Raw genomic sequence first — 17,302 nt, 5'->3', positions numbered from 1 at the left:
TCATTGAATTTGCTTATACGGCAACGATTGCGTCCCGCTATCTGCGTTAAGTAAACGTTAAACTTGCAATAAAACAGGAAACGGCATGTCCCACATTGAAGCGGTATTTTTCGACTGTGACGGCACCCTGGTCGACAGTGAAGTAATTTGCTCGCGCGCTTATGTGCATATGTTTAAAGAATTTGGCATCACGCTGGCGTTGGAAGAGGTCTTTAAGCGCTTTAAAGGCATGAAGCTGTACGAAATTATTGATGTCATCAGCGCTGAATATGGCGTGGCGCTGGCGAAAACCGCGCTGGAACCGGTGTATCGTGATGAGGTCGCGCGTCTGTTTGACGCCGAACTGGAAGTGATTGCCGGAGCGGGCGCGCTGCTGGATGCGGTTAGCGTGCCGATGTGCGTGGTCTCCAATGGCCCGGTCAGCAAAATGCAGCACTCGTTAGGCAAACTGGGCCTGCTACATCACTTTCCGGACACGCTGTTCAGCGGTTATGACATCCAGCGCTGGAAGCCCGATCCGGCGTTAATGTACCATGCGGCAAAAGCGCTGAATGTTAATCCGGTAAACTGTATTCTGGTGGACGACTCCACTGCCGGAGCACAATCAGGTATTGCGGCGGGTATGGAAGTATTTTACTTCTGTGCCGATCCGCATAACCAACCCATCGATCACCCGAAAGTGACTACGTTCACTGACTTAGCGCAGTTGCCAGAGCTGTGGCGCGCACGCGGGTGGCATGTTACGCGTTAACCCAAACCACTAAACAGGACGTTTTTATGGCACAGGCAACCCGACCGCATCCGGTCTTTAAATACCACCCACATCCCCTGGACACCGGGGTGTTTTCTGATGACAAAACGGTCACCTGCGCCTGCTGTCAGCAGCCGACCGGGATTTATTACACCAATCCGTTCTACACCACCGAAGAGATCGATTACCTTTGCCCGTGGTGCATTGCGGATGGCGCAGCCGCACAAAAGTTTGGCGGCAGTTTTCAGGACGAATCCAGTGTTGATGGCGTTGAAGCGGAGTACGACAACGACGGCGAATTCACCGGTTTCAAAAATCCCTGGCCGGAAGAGCGTCTCGTTGAACTGACGGAACGCACGCCGGGTTACTGCGGCTGGCAACAGGAGTACTGGCTGGCGCACTGCAACGACTTCTGCGCTTTTGTGGGTTACGTCGGCTGGAAAGAAATTGCCGATAAACTCGACCAGTTTGCCGACCTGAAAGCCGACTGCAATGCGTTTGGCATGGACTACGAGAAACTGCCTGAATACCTTCTCGATGGCGGTGACTGCCAGGGTTACCTCTTCCGCTGCCTGCATTGCGGAAAACTACGCCTGTGGGCGGATTTCTCCTGACTGAGTGCCTGAGGAGCATATGATGCCTGAGTTACTTGCGCGCTACCAGGGCGCGCTTCTCGGCCTGGCGGCCGGGGATGCCGTGGGCACCACCGTTGAATTTAGCCCGAAAGATAGTTTTCCCCCGGTAACGGATATGGTGGGCGGCGGCCCGTTTCACTTACAGGCCGGGCAGTGGACAGATGATACGTCCATGGCCCTGTGCCTGGCGGAAAGCCTGACGACCTGCCGGGGTTTTGATGCCAGAGATCAGATGAACCGTTATCTCAACTGGTGGAAGTGGGGCTATTTCAGTTCCACAGGCCACTGTTTTGATATCGGTATGACCGTTGCAGGGGCGCTGCAAAAATTCGCCAGCGATGGCGAACCTTTTGCCGGATCCAGCGATCCGCGCACGGCCGGAAACGGTTCGTTGATGCGTCTTGCTCCCGTTGTGCTGTGGTATTTTCCGGATGCGCCGCAGGCGCTGGAGTATGCCGAAGCCTCCTCGCGCACCACTCATGCTGCCCCGGAAGCCGTCGCCAGTTGCCGCTTGTTCGCACAGATGCTGATCAATGCGCTGAGCGGTATGAGTAAGCAGGAGATCCTGGCGAATATCCCGCAACTGCCGCAGCAAGAAAAGCTGTGCCACATTGCAGAAGGCCGCTATTTGCAGAAAACGCGAGCGGAGATCCTGGGTACCGGTTATTGCGTACAGAGTCTGGAAGCCGCGCTCTGGTGTTTTGCAAAGGGCTGTGATTTTGAGGAAACGATTCTGCTGGCCACTAATCTTGGCGACGATGCCGATACCACGGCCGCGATTGTCGGGCAGTTAGCGGGCGCATATTACGGCGTGAACGGTATTCCGCAACGCTGGCGCGATAAACTGTGGCAGTACGAGGATATCGATAATCTGGCGAGAAAACTGCTGGTGAAATCAGCCTGAAACACTCACCCCCTCCGTCGCGAGGGGGTGATATTGCCGCATTACTCTTTCGGATCTTTCCCGGCAAGCAGCTTATCCAGCTCATCGCCGCCAACATGACGGAAATCTTGTCCCTTCACGAAGTAGAAAATGTATTCGCAAATATTCTGGCAGCGATCGCCGATACGCTCGATAGAACGGGCGCAGAACAGAGCGGTCAGTACGCTCGGGATGGTGCGGGAATCTTCCATCATGTACGTCATTAACTGACGCACGATGCCTTCATATTCCTGATCCACTTTTTTATCTTCGCGGTAGATACGCACGGCTTCATCCAGATCCATGCGGGCGAAGGCATCCAGCACATCATGCAGCATTTGCACGGTGTGGCGGCCCAACGACTCCAGACTCACCAGCAAAGGCTGATGCTGCTGCGAAAACTTCTCCAGTGCGGTACGGCAGATTTTATCTGCCACGTCGCCAATACGTTCCAGCTCAGCAATGGTTTTGATAATTGCCATCACCAGGCGCAGGTCGCTCGCCGTAGGCTGGCGTTTGGCAATAATACGCACGCAGGCCTCATCGATGGTCACTTCCATCATGTTGACCTGTTTATCACCTTCGACGACGCGCTTTGCCAGCTCACTATCCTGGTTGTGCATCGCGGTGATCGCATCAGAAAGCTGCTGCTCCACCATCCCACCCATGGTCATTACCTGAGTGCGGATACTTTCCAGTTCAGCGTTGAACTGCCCGGAAATATGTTTGTTAAGGTTGAGGTTGTCCATGGTTCAACTCCAAATGCCCGACAGATTTCACGTTAAAACAAGGTTTTTACACCTTTGCGGTTCGGGCATATCAACCGTAGCGCCCGGTAATATAGTCTTCGGTTTGTTTCTTCTTCGGCTTGGTGAACAGATCATCCGTATTGCTGAATTCAATCAGTTCGCCGAGGTACATAAACGCCGTATGATCGGAGCAACGCGCAGCCTGCTGCATGTTGTGGGTGACGATCACGACGGTGTAATCCTCTTTAAGCTCAGTGATCAGCTCTTCAATGCGCCCCGTTGAAATCGGGTCAAGGGCTGAACACGGCTCATCCAGCAACAGCACTTCCGGGCGAATGGCGATACCGCGCGCAATGCACAGACGCTGCTGTTGACCACCGGAGAGAGAGTACCCGCTCTGGTGCAGTTTATCCTTGGTTTCATTCCATAATGCGGCTTTGGTCAAAGCCCACTGCACGCGTTCGTCCATATCGGCGCGGGAGAGCTTTTCAAACAGTCGCACGCCAAAGGCGATATTGTCGTAAATCGACATCGGGAACGGCGTCGGCTTCTGGAACACCATGCCCACTTTTGCACGCAACAGCGCGATATCCTGGGTATTGGTGAGGATGTTGTCGCCATCCAGCAGGATTTCGCCTTCGGCGCGCTGCTCCGGATAGAGTTCAAACATCTTGTTAAAGGTACGCAACAGCGTGGACTTGCCGCAGCCTGACGGCCCGATAAACGCCGTCACCTGATTTTTAGCGATATCCAGGCTGATGTTTTTCAGTGCATGGAATTTGCCGTAATAGAAGTTCAAATCGCGAACCTGAATTTTGCCCGGCGTCGTATCAACCATACTCATTTATCTCTTTCCTCAACTCGACGCCGCTTATCGCCGCGTCGCAAAAAATTAACCGTGTTTGCTCTTCGCGAAAATGACGCGCGCCAGAATATTCAGCAACAGTACGCAGAGAGTGATAATCAGTACCCCGGCCCAGGCAAGTTCTTGCCATTCGGCAAACGGGCTCATGGCGAATTTGAAAATCGTCACCGGCAGGTTAGCGATAGGCTGCATCATGTCGGTGCTCCAGAACTGGTTAGAGAGCGCAGTAAACAGCAGCGGCGCGGTCTCACCCGCAATACGCGCAACCGCCAGCAGCACACCGGTCATAATCCCGGAGACGGAGGCTTTCAGGGTAATCGCCGCAATCATCTTCCATTTTGGCGTTCCAAGCGCATACGCCGCTTCACGCAGGCTATCCGGCACCAGTTTCAACATGTTTTCCGTGGTGCGAATAACGATTGGCACCTGCAACAGCGCCAGCGCGATCACGCCTGCCCAGCCGGAGAAGTGCTGCATTTGCGCGACCACAATGGTGTAAACAAACAGCCCCACCACAATAGAAGGCGCAGACAACAGGATATCGTTGATAAAGCGGATCACTTCGGCGAGCAGCGACTTACGGCCATACTCGGCCAGATAAATCCCCGCCATAATGCCCAGCGGCGTACCGATGACGGTTGCCCACAGAATCAACAAACCGCTGCCCGCCAGGGCGTTCGCCAGACCGCCACCCGCCGTATTCGGCGGCGGCGTCATTTCGGTGAACAGCGCCAAAGACATGCCATCAAAGCCGCGTGACACGGTAGAAAACAGGATCCAGACCAGCCAGAACAGACCAAACACCATGGTCGCCATCGACAGTGTCAGGGCGATACGGTTTTTCATACGACGACGCGCCTGCATTTTGCGGCGCGATTCGGCTAACTGCACCGTGCTTTGCATTTCCAGCGTTGCCATCAGCGCGCCCCCTCGTTTTTCGCCAGTCGCAGGATCATCACTTTAGAAATGGCCAGCACGATAAAGGTGATCACAAACAGGATCAGCCCCAGCTCCATCAGCGCGGCAACATGCAGACCGGATTCCGCTTCGGCGAATTCGTTCGCCAGCGCGGAAGTGATACTGTTGCCCGGCATAAACAGCGAAGCGCTATCGAGCTGGTAGGTGTTACCGATGATAAAGGTTACCGCCATGGTTTCACCCAGTGCGCGGCCCAGACCCAGCATAACGCCGCCAATCACCCCGTTTTTCGTGAACGGCAGCACGATGCGCCAGATCACTTCCCAGGTGGTGCAGCCAATGCCGTACGCCGACTCTTTCATCATCACCGGCGTTTGTTCAAACACATCGCGCATGACTGCCGCAATGTAAGGAATAATCATAATCGCGAGGATCACCCCGGCAGCCAGAATGCCGATACCGAACGCCGGGCCTTCAAACAGCGCGCCAACAAACGGAATGGTGGAGAGCACATTGCCCACCGGCTCCTGGAAATAGGTGGCGAACAGCGGAGCGAAGATAAACAAGCCCCACATGCCATAGACGATACTGGGGATGGCCGCCAGCAGCTCAATCGCAATACCCAGCGGGCGCTTGAGCCAGTTTGGCGCCAGCTCGGTCAAAAACAGCGCGATGCCGAAACTCACCGGAACCGCGATCAGCAGCGCGATAACTGAGGTGACGATAGTGCCGTAAATCGGTACCAGCGCACCGTAAATGTCATTCGGAGCATCCCACTCTTTGGTCCACAAGAATGAGAAACCAAACTTCTGAATGCTTGGCCAGGCGGAGAAAATCAGAGAGACAATAATGCCGCTGAGCAGCAATAACACAATCAGCGCAGCCAGTCTTACCAGTGCGCTGAAAATCATGTCGCCTTTTTTTCCCGGAGGGTTAAATGCCGGCTTGGTTGCAGCCATAAATTACTCTTCAGTTTAACGTCTTACGAATTTGCCCGCAGGCGCATGCTTGTGCTTACGGGCCTACAGAGAATCTGTAAGGCGAGTGGTGTAAGCGCCACTCGCCATATTCTTCAATAATCTGCAATTAGTACAGCGCTTTACCGCTGCTGTCTTTCACATTCGCTTTCCATGCAGCGCGAACCTGAGTCACAACGCTTTCCGGAAGCGTAGCGTAGTCGAGTTCGTTAGCTTGTTTGCCGCCTTTTTTGTAAGCCCAGTCGAAGAATTTCAGGACTTCAGCGCCTTGCTCCGGTTTAGCCTGCTCTTTATGCACCAGGATGAAGGTGGTGGAGGTGATTGGCCACACATCCGCGCCTTTCTGGTTAGTCAGGTCCTGAGCAAAGGATTTGCTCCAGTCGATATTTTTCGCCGCGTTAGAGAAGCTGGTTTCAGTCGGGCTAACCGCTTTACCATCTGCAGACAGCAGTTTGGTGTAGGCCAGGTTGTTCTGCTTAGCGTAAGCATATTCAACATAACCAATGGAACCCGGCAGACGCTGTACGAATGCAGCGATACCGTCGTTGCCTTTACCGCCCAGACCGGTCGGCCAGTTAACAGTGGAGCCAGAGCCTACTTTGGATTTCCACTCTTCGTTGACTTTCGCCAGGTAGCTGGTGAAGACGAAAGAGGTGCCGGAACCATCAGCGCGACGCACAACAGCGATGTTCTGCGCCGGCAGTTTCAGGCCTGGGTTGAGTTTCGCAATCGCTGCGTCATCCCATTTTTTGATGTTGCCCAGGTAGATATCGCCCAGCGTTTTACCGTCCAGCACCAGCTCGCCGGATTTAATGCCCGGGACGTTGATAGCCAGTACGATACCGCCGATTACGGTCGGGAACTGGAACAGGCCTTCCTGAGCCAGTTTGTCATCAGCCAGCGGGGCGTCGGAAGCACCGAAATCAACCGTTTTAGCCGTAATTTGTTTCACGCCGCCAGAAGAACCGATACCCTGGTAGTTAATCTTATTACCCGTTTCTTTCTGGTAGGTATCAGCCCATTTGGCATACACCGGCGCAGGGAAAGTTGCACCAGCACCGGTCAGGCTTGCCGCGGCATTGGCGGCAAAAGCGCTCAGAGATAAGGTCGCGGCGACAACAGTTGCGACAGTGGTACGCATAACGTTCATAATGTCTCCTGCAAGATTCGTAAATCGTTGTTTGAGTTGCTACTCGGAGCAAAATAGGACACTTTGATGACAGTTATATGCAATGATTGTTACTGTTTAATGACAGCGAAGAAATATCATTGCTGAATTATTAAAAATCATTATAAATCAATGAAATAAACTTCATTTACCACATCTTCATTACACGCATATTTTCTTTTTATGACAATCCAAACGTAGCTGAAAATCAGGATTTGTCATAAAGCGTTTCCAGAAAAAACGCAATTATCTCGCCCCCAGCCCGCGATCCCTTTCCCATTGATTTAGCAATCATCCGCCACCGATTTTCGGCGAACAAGGGCTACCAGGAACAGGTAGCAGACAAGCCCCTGGTTTCGTATTTATATAGCTACGACGTCGGACCCTTGTTGATGCAACACGTTAAACCCTAAGGAATGATGATGATTAAATCAGTTGCTGTTGCTATCGGATTGCTTTCGTTTCTTCCAGCCACATACGGGCATGCCGCCGACAGACCCGTGTCTCTTGGATCCTCGGGTTATCAGTCTGATTCGGTAATGGTTTTGCAGGGCACAGAACATGACACGGGTAATGCAACTATCGTCCCCTCGGATTACCTGAGCGTAAGTAAACTCAGAGACATTCAGGAATATATGCCAAAACAAAAAGAAGACATCTCTGATATGAAAAAAACGCTATCGGAAATGGGGCGGGACAGGGAAAACCTGCAAAGACGCAATGATGAATTAAGCCGTAAAGTTGATGACATGCAACGCAGCATCAGTTCGCTGGAAAACAAGCTTGATGATCTGAGCCGTAAGGTTAAATAAGTCAGAAGAGGTTGCCATCGGGCAACCTCTTTTTTTTACGCTGCGGCTAGCTGCCAGGCGCTTGCTGTTTATCAAACATAAACAGAATGTGTTGATCGTCCAGATACTTAATATCCACTTTATTGCCTTTCTGTATTTTTGATGCGTTAAAGGCAGAAATGGTCTCTTTCCCCTCCACGGAACGGGTGGCCGCCCCTTCCGGCAACGCGAGCCGATACTTGATGTTAATGGTGCCATTGTCATTTGAGCTGATGTAGCTGACCTCTTCGACGGTGGCCTGCAATTCACGACCCTGCGTCTGGATCTTATGGTCACGGTTAAACAGATAGACGATATAAGCGACCATACCGACGATAAATACTACCGAAAAAATGATAACAAACTTCATTTAATCAATCCCTTACATAAACATCGTTAAGCCATGAACCGAGGCCATCACCTGACCGTATTGCATCATCGCATGGGTAAACGCCACCCGGCCCTCGCTGGAGGCTAAATCAAAAGCCGACTTGTCGAACTTCAGATTGGTTAATCCTACCTTGCTGATCGCAGTAGCCGTAAACGACGCGCCCTCGGTGACCACCTTCAGGGCGGTAAAATCAAAAGAAAACAGGGAAACCGTCTCTTTATGGTCTTTATATTCAAGCGCTTGTGGCGTTTTAATGTGCACCTTTTCATCACTCGCAATGGTGATCAGTTTAGGGGAAGAGATTGTCGCGCCCTGCGCTATTTTCTGGGTCCACGCCCCTTCGATGGTTGTGATGTTATTGCCGGTGATCGTTTGGCTCAGGTTTTGCGAAATCGTCTCTTGTCGGGAGCCGGTAATAAATGACGAGACGCCGTTATCAAAGGTATAGCTCACCAGACCGGTAATATGTTGCGATGAGGTCCCGTCAATATCCTCCGTGCGGTTGCCTTTTACCGTCACCGTTTCACCACCGCTGGTTACCCGCATCACGCGGCCATTCGTAATGGTGGTTTCCTCTCCATTGCCCACCGTTCGGGTCTCTTTATCCGTCACTTCCGTGGTGCGCGTCGCATGGTATTTGAAGCCTGCGCGTTTCGTCACCTCATCATCAAGCTCACCCAGTACGGTCAGGCTACGGTTACCGTCGACCGTAATTACCTGATTATTTTCGACCGAAACATTCATGTCCTTTTCCGCGTGCAAATCCACCCGCTCAGATCCGAGTTTATCTTCAAACAGCAGATAGCTGGCGTTGTCGCAATTCCCGGTTTTCGATCGCGTCATAAACCCCATTACCGTTGCGGCAGCGGGCAGTGCCCAGGGCGGCATATTCGCCTCGTTATATACGCGCCCGGTCACCATCGGACGGTCGGGATCGCCGTTGATAAAATCAATCACCACTTCATCGCCAACGCGCGGGATCTGAACACCACCAAATCCCTGACCGGCCCACGCACTGGATACACGCACCCAGCATGAGCTGGTTTCATCACTTTTCCCCAGCCTGTCCCAGTGGAATTTCACTTTTACCCGCCCGTATTTATCGGTCCAGATAGGTTCCCCCTCCGGGCCGACTACGCGAGCGGTTTGCGGGCCATATGTTCGCGGCCAGGCGGTTTTTTGCTCCGGTCGCCAGGTCAGAGAAGCCGGGATCACGCTAAAGCTAATCAACCGGGAACTGTCGCCCTCATCACCGCTGGCATAGCGGTTTTCTTCCAACTGCAACCAGGTTTTTGTCACCAGATAGCGGCCATTATCCTGCGTAAAAGGGGCGTTAATGAGCTGAAAGGTATGCCCGGCCGCAATGCCGATCGCAGTGGCTGTTCCCGTGGTCTGCTGGTGATCGACCTGCCAGCGTTCCTGTTTGATGCGGGCATAATATTCCCCGTCGTTTTGCTCAACAAAACGCCCCGGCCATTCATACACATCAATACGGCCAGGCGACGGCGACGCGGGGTTCTGGCGTGCCTGGAAAAGCCAGGCATTCGGTTTACGGAAGTCGTAGTCCTCGGTACTGAAAATACCCGGCGTGACGCGATCTTCCATCAACCACTGACTAATGCCTTCAACATCCGCCACGCCGCCAACCGGGGTCTGTATATAGGGGATGACGTCATAACCATCTGCCGCAGGAAACGCAGAACCGGCGTCGATGAGCACCAGCGTATGGCTATCTGTCGTGTGGCGAAAATACCAGGAGATGCCTTCCAGCTCCATCAAGCGTCGGATGAAATCCAGGCTGCTTTCCTGATACTGCACGCAGTACTCCCAGATTCGATAACTGGCTGTGAGCTGATTATCCAGCTTCACCCCATGTTCCGTCAGCAGGGTCTGAACGATTTGCGGAACCGTCTGCGCCTGAAAAATACGCATGTTTCGCTCCAGCCGCATCGGCCAGAGATCCGACTCAACGGTGAGCTGATAAGCCGCGTAACGCTGCCCGGAAAGCTCTACGGAAGCGACCGCCACGCTGGTGGCTTTTCCGTTGAGATAACGCGTTGCAAGCGCGCCTTGGCCCGGTATTTCAACGCTGACAGATTGCCCCAGTATCTGGCTTCTGTCTGTTCGGGCATCTTCCCCGAGTACAGTGAGCTGATATTCAAAGGGTTCAGAGAGGGATTCACTGCCAGCCATTTTCCAGAAAAGCAGGTCCGGCGCGGCGGTAAGTTTGACGGTTATGCGGGAAGACATTGCTCATCTCCGGGCAGGTTCAACGGTAGGCGAAACAAAGGAGCGGCAAGTGCTCCAGCAGAGATAGCCAGCCGCGGAACATTCCGCGCAATGTCTGATTCCGGTAATGCGTCTCTCGGGCTGACCATAAAAAAAATCCGGTATGCTTTTTAAAAAGCATGACCGGATTTGTTTACAGTACGGTTAAACCGCAGACCGTAACGGCGTCAGCGCCGCATTATCGGATTATTCTACTGTGACGGATTTCGCCAGGTTACGCGGCTGGTCAACGTCAGTGCCTTTGATCAACGCAACGTGGTACGCCAGCAATTGCAGCGGCACGGTGTAGAAAATCGGCGCGATCATCTCTTCAACATGCGGCATCTCAATGATATGCAGGTTGTCGCTGCTGGTGAAACCAGCATCCTGATCGGCAAAGACATACAGCACGCCACCGCGCGCGCGAACCTCTTCGATATTGGACTTCAGTTTTTCCAGCAATTCGTTGTTCGGCGCAACCACAATCACCGGCATATCGGCATCAATCAGCGCCAGAGGGCCATGTTTCAGTTCGCCTGCCGCGTACGCTTCTGCGTGGATATAGGAGATCTCTTTCAGTTTCAGCGCGCCTTCCAGCGCAATCGGATACTGATCGCCACGCCCCAGGAACAGCGCATGGTGTTTGTCGGAGAAATCCTCCGCCAGCGCTTCAATGCGTTTATCCTGCGACAGCATCTGCTCAATACGGCTCGGCAGCGCCTGCAGACCATGAACGATGTCGTGCTCGATAGACGCATCCAGCCCTTTCAGGCGGCTCAGTTTCGCCACCAGCAGCAGCAGAACCGTGAGCTGTGTGGTGAAAGCCTTGGTGGATGCTACGCCAATTTCAGTGCCGGCATTGGTCATCATCGCCAGGTTGGATTCACGCACCAGTGATGAACCCGGAACGTTACAAATCGCCAGCGAACCAAGGTAGCCCAGCTCTTTCGACAGGCGCAGCGCAGCCAGCGTATCCGCCGTTTCGCCGGACTGGGAAAGGGTGATCATCAGGCTGTTGCGACGCACCGCCGATTTGCGGTAGCGGAATTCAGAAGCGATTTCCACATCGCACGGCACACCGGCCAGCGCTTCAAACCAGTAACGGGAGACCATACCGGAGTTATAGGAGGTTCCGCAGGCAACGATCTGGATATGTTCAACTTTCGACAGAAGTTCGTTGGCATTCGCCCCCAGTTCGCTCAGATCCACTTCGCCGTGGCTGATACGACCGGTCAGGGTATTTTTAATGGCATTCGGCTGTTCAAAGATCTCTTTCTGCATGTAGTGACGATAAATGCCTTTATCGCCCGCATCGTATTGCAGACTGGATTCAATATCCGGGCGTTTCACCTGCGCGCCTGATTTATCGAAAACAACAACCGTACGACGGGTTACTTCTGCGATATCTCCCTCTTCCAGGAAGATAAAGCGACGGGTCACCGGCAGGAGCGCCAGCTGGTCGGAGGCGATAAAGTTTTCCCCCATACCGAGGCCGATAACCAGCGGGCTACCGGAGCGTGCGGCCAGCAGCGTACTGGGATCGCGGGTATCCATGATCACCGTACCGTATGCACCGCGCAGCTGCGGAATAGCGCGCAGTACAGCCTCGCGCAGAGTGCCGCCCTGTTCCAGTTCCCAGTGCACCAGGTGTGCGATCACTTCGGTGTCAGTTTCAGACACAAACACATACCCGCGCGCTTTTAACACTTCGCGCAGCGGTTCATGGTTCTCGATGATGCCGTTATGCACCACGACAATATGGTCTGAAACATGCGGATGCGCGTTGCCTTCAGAAGGTTCACCGTGGGTCGCCCAGCGCGTGTGAGCAATACCTGTCCCACCGTGCAACGGGTGTTCTTCCGCTGCCTGAGAGAGCATCTGCACTTTACCGAGACGACGCAGGCGGGTCATGTGACCTTCTGCATCGACCACTGCCAGACCGGCAGAGTCATATCCACGGTATTCCAGACGACGTAAACCTTCGAGAAGGATTTCTGCAACATCACGCTGCGCGACTGCGCCAACAATTCCACACATATTTTTAGATTCCGATTTTGGCATGACGCCTTTTGTTGTCGGTCAACCTGTATGCCCGTTTCCGGACGCCCCGAGCCTTGTAGAGAGTGGGGTTATTTTTATAGGTACTGCTTTGCGGGCGGAGGAATTATCTTTCCCCTCATCCCTGAATGCTTGCCGGATGGCGCTACGCTCATCCGGTCTGGAAATACGGGTTATTTCTTCTTCACCGGGCGACGCCAGCCCGGTTTCTGCACCTGCGGCACGCGGCTTAACACCAGTTCATTTTCGCCCACGTTGCGCGTGACCGTCGTGCCTGCCGCAATGGTAGCGCCTTTGGCCACCGTAACCGGCGCCACTAACTGTGTGTCAGAACCGACGAACACATCATCGCCAATCACGGTTTTGTGCTTATTCGCACCGTCGTAGTTGCAGGTGATTGTCCCGGCGCCGATATTCACGTTATCGCCAATGTCCGCGTCGCCCAGGTAGGTCAGATGACCCGCTTTAGAACCTTTGCCCAGACGCGCCTTTTTCATTTCAACGAAGTTGCCAACATGCGCGCCGGCCAGCAGTTCGGCGCCCGGGCGTAAACGCGCGAAGGGACCGATAGTGCACGCAGCTTCCAGCCGGGCATCTTCCACGACGCTGTAAGGACTGATTTCGCAATCATCGCCAATTTCGCTGTTTTTAATCACGCAGCCTGCGCCAATCTTCACGCGATGGCCGAGTTTGACGCGCCCTTCAATAATGACGTTAGCATCGATCTCCACATCCCGCCCGTGCTCCAGCGCGCCGCGCAGGTCGAAGCGCGCCGGATCGCGCAGCATAACGCCCGCCAGCAGCAGCCGCTCAGCCTGTTCAGCCTGATAAGCACGCTCCAGACGCGACAACTGCAGACGGTTGTTCACCCCTTCCACTTCGCTCAGGCGTTGCGGATGAACGGCGGTAATTTCACGCCCTTCCTGGTGGGCAAAACCGATGATGTCGGTGATGTAGAATTCACCCTGAGCATTGTTGTTGGTGAGTTGACTGAGCCAGCGCTTCAGATCGCCGCCGTTGGCGACCAGAATGCCTGTGTTGATTTCCTGGATTTGACGCTGAGCTTCGCTGGCGTCTTTCTGCTCGATAATTCCGGTAATCACGCCATTTTCACGCGTAATCCGGCCATAACCGGTAGGATCGTCGAGTTTCACCGTCAACAACCCAATACCGCCCTGCGGTTTGGCCTCACGCAGGCGTTGCAGCGTATCAACGGAAATCAGCGGGACATCGCCATAGAGCATCAAAATGTCTTCGTCATCGGCGAAGAACGGAGCGGCCTGCTGCATCGCATGGCCGGTACCCAGTTGCTCGGCTTGCAGCACCCAGTTGAGTTTATCGTCGCGTAGCGTGTCTTTCAGCAGATCGCCGCCATGACCATAAACCAGATGAACGTTATTTGCGCCAAGATTTGTAGCAGCATCAATGACATGCTGGACCATCGACTTCCCTGCAAGGGTATGCAGCACTTTCGGGAGATCGGAATACATGCGTGTGCCTTTGCCCGCGGCAAGGATCACCACACTCATTTTTGTGTTCAACATACGCGTCCTGACTGTCATTTGAGTGAGAAGTTAAACTCTTTAGCGTTGAAAATACTACATATTTTGCAGCATGAAATGGAGTGTTGCTGAAACGCTCAACATCCACCGTTACTGCGCATTTGGAGGCTATTTTAACGGCAGAGTAAATGCGTTTGTCACTGAAAATTAGCGACGTTCCTCTCTGTCACTAATTTATACAAAGGGTTAGCTGTTTTTTTTTATCCTGAATAAAGATTACGCAAAAACAAAACGCCGTTTTGATCATTAAAGAGTGTGACGCACAAAAAAGAAACAGCGTTTCATCCTGGTAATAATGGCGGGCAATGATCAATCAGGAGCATAAAATGAATTATAAAATACCTCTCGCCTTAACCGTTTGCAGCTCACTTATCGCCGCTTCTGTACTGGCCGCACCGGCTCCTGTATGGCGGGCCATTGCTTTCGGGCAATCTACAGATGTGAATTTTTCTTCTAACGTTCTGCCGGAAAAGGTAGGCGTTAATGATGTGACTATCGATGGCAAGACACTTTCCGTTGCGGACCAGGCCGATCTTTCCAAACCCGTCACACTCGAAAGCCGTGGCGGTAAAATTGCGAACTCTCACGATGGCCTGACCTACTTTTACACCACCCTACCCACCAGCGAAAATTTTGTCTTACAGGCCACCGTCACCGTAGACCAATTCGGCCCGGAAAATGGCGCCAAACCGGCGGCGCAAGAAGGGGCTGGCTTACTGGTTCGCGATGTTATCGGCAACCCGCGCCAACAGCCGCTGAAAGAGGGATATGAGGAGTTCCCGGCGGCATCCAATATGGTGATGAACGCCATCATGACGCAGGATAAGAAAGATCATTTCCGCGTGAAAATGCAGGCGATCGCCCGCGAAGGGATCAGCCACCCATGGGGTGACGCGGGTGCAGCAATCACTAAAAAAAGTTACCAGGAAGAGGTGGATCTTCGCCAGACGCCCACCTTCCGCTTAAAACTCGAGCGTACCAATGACGGGTTTATTAGCGCATGGGCGCCCCAGGGAAGCGATAAGTGGGTAAGCCAGACAATCCCTCATGCCGATTTGATTTCGGTACAGAACAGCGAGCAGTATTACGTTGGTTTCTTTGCCTCACGTAACGCCAAAATCACTGTCTCCGACGCCTCTCTGACCACCAGCAAAGCCCGGACCGTGGCATCCAAACCCTGGCAGGCCAAACCATTACCTGTTGTTGTGCAGATAGCCTCGCCTGCGCAAAGTATCAGCGAAAAATACACCGTTCAGGCACGCGCCAACTATGATGGTCTGTTTACTGTGCGGCAAAACGAAGTGGTGATCGGTAATGATAAACCCGTAAAAGCGGGTGAAATGTACACGCTCCCCACCACGCTTTCAGGTGACACATCAGCGTTTGTGTTGACCTTTACCCCCACCAGCGGCGATGACAAAACCCCGGTTACACAGACAATAAACGTAGAGAGAGCAACCGCAACAACCGCTGCAACAATCCATGTCGCAGCCGACGGAAAAACGGATGGTGAAGGTACGGCTGCCTCACCGCTGGATTTAGCCACCGCCATCAATTTGCTGCCGCCAGGCGGCACCCTGGCACTGAAAGCGGGGGATTATGCGCGAACAGAAATCCCGCTTACCGCCAGCGGATTGCAGGGGAAACTGAAGACGCTGCAAGCCGACGGTAAAGTGGTTATTCATGGGTTACTGCTGGATGCCAGCTACTGGCATATCAAGGGAATTGAAATCACAGACAAGAGCCTGCGCGTGCAGGGCAGTCACAACCTGATCGAAAAGGTGGTCGCCTGGCGTAATGACGATACCGGTATCCAAATTTCTTCGCCGGAAAATATTGGTCGTCCATTATGGGCGAGCAACAACCGCGTGATCGATTCCGAGTCCTGGGGTAATGAAGATCCGGGGAAAATAAACGCCGACGGTTTTGCCGTAAAAATGCGCGTAGGTGAGGGGAATAAACTGGAAAGATGCTACTCCCACGACAACATTGACGACGGTTTTGATCTGTTCAACAAGATTGAAGATGGCGGCAACGGTGTTGTGGTGATCGAGAATTCAATTGCCAGCAATAACACCAGCAACGGTTTTAAACTGGGAGGAGAAGGGCAGCCCGTCGCTCATCAGGTTCGCAACAGCAAAGCAACCGGCAACCATCTGGACGGTTTCACCGATAACTTTAACCCTGGCAAGCTGGTGGTGGAAAACAATATTGCTGCGGATAACCAACGCTTTAACTTTATCTTCCGCCCCAGTCCTTACGGTGATGCCTCCACGCAAGGCGTGTTTAAGGGCAACATTTCCGTACGCAGTAACGTCGGGCAGTATGATGATGCGGTGGTGGGGAATATTGACGCGACGAACTACTTTATCGTCAACGGCAAAAGCGTGAATACATTACAGCAAGAAGTGGACAGTAAAGCGGTACTGGCGGAACTGAAGATGTAGCCAGATGGCGCTCGCTTATCACACTACGGTAAGCGCGGCGCCACTCAGCAGGTCAGCAGATTAGTGGTTGAACGTCCCGAAAGAGATGTTCATGTTGCTGAAGAGAGCGATGATTTTGTTGATCAGTTTCATGATGGCTTCCTGATTTTGTCAGAGTTGATTTTTGTGATGAACCTCACAGAAAAGAAGTCTACGCCTCATTTTTTAACCGATCAACATTTTTGTGATATATGTCACAAAATAATAAAACGCGTTTTCAGTTCCATTTTTTCTGAAACGTAACCATAAAAAAAGCCAGCCTGGAAACCAGACTGGCTTTTTAACGTTCAAGCCGGTGTTACATCGCTTTTTTAGTCAACTCGATAACACGCAGTTTCGCGATGGCTTTCGCCAGCTCCGCAGACGCCTGAGCGTAATCCACGTCACCGTGAGAGCTCTTAATGTGCTCTTCTGCTTTACGCTTCGATTCCAGGGCTCGCGCTTCGTCGAGATCCTGGCCACGAATAGCGGTATCAGCCAGAACGGTCACGCTGCTCGGTTGCACTTCAAGAATGCCGCCGGACAGATAGATAAACTCTTCATGACCGAACTGTTTAACGATGCGGATCATACCAGGCTTAATGGCGGTGAGCAGCGGTGCGTGCCCCGGGAAAATCCCCAGTTCACCTTCACTGCCCGTTACCTGGATTTTCTCGACCAGACCAGAGAACATCTGTTTCTCTGCGCTGACGACGTCCAGGTGGTAAGTCATTGCCATATCA

At 52.9% G+C, this 17,302-nt stretch carries 15 protein-coding genes; 5 read left to right on the top strand and 10 right to left on the bottom strand.

Annotated features, from left to right (window positions below; genetic code table 11):
- Positions 1-85 precede the first annotated feature (85 nt).
- The 3 genes from yieH to ACQ3G7_RS20605 are packed head-to-tail and all read left to right on the top strand — an operon-like array spanning position 86 to position 2,290.
- On the top strand, positions 86-751 hold the full coding sequence (gene yieH, locus ACQ3G7_RS20615) for a 6-phosphogluconate phosphatase (protein ID WP_430891728.1): 666 nt from the start codon (positions 86-88) through the stop codon (positions 749-751).
- A 26-nt stretch (positions 752-777) separates the two neighbouring features.
- On the top strand, positions 778-1,365 hold the full coding sequence (gene cbrC, locus ACQ3G7_RS20610) for a PF03691 family colicin E2 tolerance protein CbrC (RefSeq protein WP_430891726.1): 588 nt from the start codon (positions 778-780) through the stop codon (positions 1,363-1,365).
- A gap of 22 nt (positions 1,366-1,387) precedes the next feature.
- Entirely contained in the window at positions 1,388-2,290 is a 903-nt protein-coding gene (locus ACQ3G7_RS20605; RefSeq protein ID WP_430891724.1) for an ADP-ribosylglycohydrolase family protein, read from the top strand.
- A gap of 41 nt (positions 2,291-2,331) precedes the next feature.
- Here the strand turns inward: ACQ3G7_RS20605 and phoU are convergent, their stop codons facing one another.
- From phoU to pstS, 5 genes are all read right to left on the bottom strand, one after another.
- A complete protein-coding gene (gene phoU / locus ACQ3G7_RS20600; protein ID WP_088236958.1) occupies positions 2,332-3,057 on the bottom strand; it encodes a phosphate signaling complex protein PhoU in 726 nt (241 codons plus the stop codon).
- 70 nt (positions 3,058-3,127) lie between these two features.
- Positions 3,128-3,901, bottom strand: a complete 774-nt coding sequence (gene pstB, locus ACQ3G7_RS20595) for a phosphate ABC transporter ATP-binding protein PstB (RefSeq protein WP_061499637.1) — start codon at positions 3,899-3,901, stop codon at positions 3,128-3,130.
- Between the two features lie 48 nt (positions 3,902-3,949).
- Positions 3,950-4,840 (bottom strand): phosphate ABC transporter permease PstA, encoded by an 891-nt coding sequence (gene pstA, locus ACQ3G7_RS20590; RefSeq protein WP_263098673.1) that lies wholly within the window; start codon positions 4,838-4,840, stop codon positions 3,950-3,952.
- Positions 4,840-5,799: a phosphate ABC transporter permease PstC gene (gene pstC, locus ACQ3G7_RS20585; RefSeq protein ID WP_430891721.1), complete on the bottom strand. Its 960-nt coding sequence runs from the start codon at positions 5,797-5,799 to the stop codon at positions 4,840-4,842. The genes pstA and pstC overlap by 1 nt, the downstream gene beginning before the upstream one ends.
- Positions 5,800-5,926: 127 nt before the next feature.
- Positions 5,927-6,967, bottom strand: a complete 1,041-nt coding sequence (pstS, locus tag ACQ3G7_RS20580; protein WP_263098671.1) for a phosphate ABC transporter substrate-binding protein PstS — start codon at positions 6,965-6,967, stop codon at positions 5,927-5,929.
- 440 nt (positions 6,968-7,407) lie between these two features.
- On the opposite strand from pstS, the gene ACQ3G7_RS20575 reads away from it, so the two are divergent.
- Entirely contained in the window at positions 7,408-7,797 is a 390-nt protein-coding gene (locus tag ACQ3G7_RS20575) for a hypothetical protein (protein ID WP_430891719.1), read from the top strand.
- Between the two features lie 46 nt (positions 7,798-7,843).
- Here the strand turns inward: ACQ3G7_RS20575 and ACQ3G7_RS20570 are convergent, their stop codons facing one another.
- The 4 genes from ACQ3G7_RS20570 to glmU all read right to left on the bottom strand — a co-directional run bounded on the left by ACQ3G7_RS20570 (position 7,844) and on the right by glmU (position 14,076).
- A complete protein-coding gene (locus tag ACQ3G7_RS20570; RefSeq protein WP_430891717.1) occupies positions 7,844-8,185 on the bottom strand; it encodes a hypothetical protein in 342 nt (113 codons plus the stop codon).
- Between the two features lie 12 nt (positions 8,186-8,197).
- On the bottom strand, positions 8,198-10,456 hold the full coding sequence (locus ACQ3G7_RS20565; protein WP_430891715.1) for a type VI secretion system Vgr family protein: 2,259 nt from the start codon (positions 10,454-10,456) through the stop codon (positions 8,198-8,200).
- A 225-nt stretch (positions 10,457-10,681) separates the two neighbouring features.
- Positions 10,682-12,511: a glutamine--fructose-6-phosphate transaminase (isomerizing) gene (gene glmS / locus ACQ3G7_RS20560; protein WP_263101001.1), complete on the bottom strand. Its 1,830-nt coding sequence runs from the start codon at positions 12,509-12,511 to the stop codon at positions 10,682-10,684.
- A 194-nt stretch (positions 12,512-12,705) separates the two neighbouring features.
- Positions 12,706-14,076 carry a bifunctional UDP-N-acetylglucosamine diphosphorylase/glucosamine-1-phosphate N-acetyltransferase GlmU gene (gene glmU, locus ACQ3G7_RS20555; protein ID WP_430891713.1) on the bottom strand — a complete coding sequence of 457 codons (1,371 nt, stop codon included), beginning with the start codon at positions 14,074-14,076 and terminating at the stop codon, positions 12,706-12,708.
- A 344-nt stretch (positions 14,077-14,420) separates the two neighbouring features.
- Between glmU and ACQ3G7_RS20550 the strand changes: the two genes are divergently transcribed.
- Positions 14,421-16,541 (top strand): right-handed parallel beta-helix repeat-containing protein, encoded by a 2,121-nt coding sequence (locus ACQ3G7_RS20550; RefSeq protein WP_430891711.1) that lies wholly within the window; start codon positions 14,421-14,423, stop codon positions 16,539-16,541.
- A 337-nt stretch (positions 16,542-16,878) separates the two neighbouring features.
- On the opposite strand, the gene ACQ3G7_RS20545 is transcribed toward ACQ3G7_RS20550, so the two are convergent.
- A complete protein-coding gene (locus tag ACQ3G7_RS20545) occupies positions 16,879-17,298 on the bottom strand; it encodes a F0F1 ATP synthase subunit epsilon (protein WP_061499604.1) in 420 nt (139 codons plus the stop codon).
- Positions 17,299-17,302: the final 4 nt, after the last annotated feature.

The organism is Kosakonia sp. N21 (assembly GCF_050587465.1).
Lineage (GTDB): Bacteria > Pseudomonadota > Gammaproteobacteria > Enterobacterales > Enterobacteriaceae.
This window is presented reverse-complemented; position numbering and strand designations above follow the sequence as displayed.

What these genes read in the sequence shown, in the direction of transcription:
- ACQ3G7_RS20565 (WP_430891715.1), bottom strand. Translation starts at nt 10,456, where the DNA reads ATGTCTTCCCGCATAACCGTCAAACTTACCGCCGCGCCGGACCTGCTT.
- glmS (WP_263101001.1), bottom strand. Translation starts at nt 12,511, where the DNA reads ATGTGTGGAATTGTTGGCGCAGTCGCGCAGCGTGATGTTGCAGAAATC.
- ACQ3G7_RS20550 (WP_430891711.1), top strand. Translation starts at nt 14,421, where the DNA reads ATGAATTATAAAATACCTCTCGCCTTAACCGTTTGCAGCTCACTTATC.
- cbrC (WP_430891726.1), top strand. Translation starts at nt 778, where the DNA reads ATGGCACAGGCAACCCGACCGCATCCGGTCTTTAAATACCACCCACAT.
- pstA (WP_263098673.1), bottom strand. Translation starts at nt 4,840, where the DNA reads ATGGCAACGCTGGAAATGCAAAGCACGGTGCAGTTAGCCGAATCGCGC.
- pstB (WP_061499637.1), bottom strand. Translation starts at nt 3,901, where the DNA reads ATGAGTATGGTTGATACGACGCCGGGCAAAATTCAGGTTCGCGATTTG.
- pstS (WP_263098671.1), bottom strand. Translation starts at nt 6,967, where the DNA reads ATGAACGTTATGCGTACCACTGTCGCAACTGTTGTCGCCGCGACCTTA.
- ACQ3G7_RS20575 (WP_430891719.1), top strand. Translation starts at nt 7,408, where the DNA reads ATGATTAAATCAGTTGCTGTTGCTATCGGATTGCTTTCGTTTCTTCCA.
- glmU (WP_430891713.1), bottom strand. Translation starts at nt 14,076, where the DNA reads ATGTTGAACACAAAAATGAGTGTGGTGATCCTTGCCGCGGGCAAAGGC.
- ACQ3G7_RS20570 (WP_430891717.1), bottom strand. Translation starts at nt 8,185, where the DNA reads ATGAAGTTTGTTATCATTTTTTCGGTAGTATTTATCGTCGGTATGGTC.
- ACQ3G7_RS20545 (WP_061499604.1), bottom strand. Translation starts at nt 17,298, where the DNA reads ATGGCAATGACTTACCACCTGGACGTCGTCAGCGCAGAGAAACAGATG.
- pstC (WP_430891721.1), bottom strand. Translation starts at nt 5,799, where the DNA reads ATGGCTGCAACCAAGCCGGCATTTAACCCTCCGGGAAAAAAAGGCGAC.
- ACQ3G7_RS20605 (WP_430891724.1), top strand. Translation starts at nt 1,388, where the DNA reads ATGCCTGAGTTACTTGCGCGCTACCAGGGCGCGCTTCTCGGCCTGGCG.
- yieH (WP_430891728.1), top strand. Translation starts at nt 86, where the DNA reads ATGTCCCACATTGAAGCGGTATTTTTCGACTGTGACGGCACCCTGGTC.
- phoU (WP_088236958.1), bottom strand. Translation starts at nt 3,057, where the DNA reads ATGGACAACCTCAACCTTAACAAACATATTTCCGGGCAGTTCAACGCT.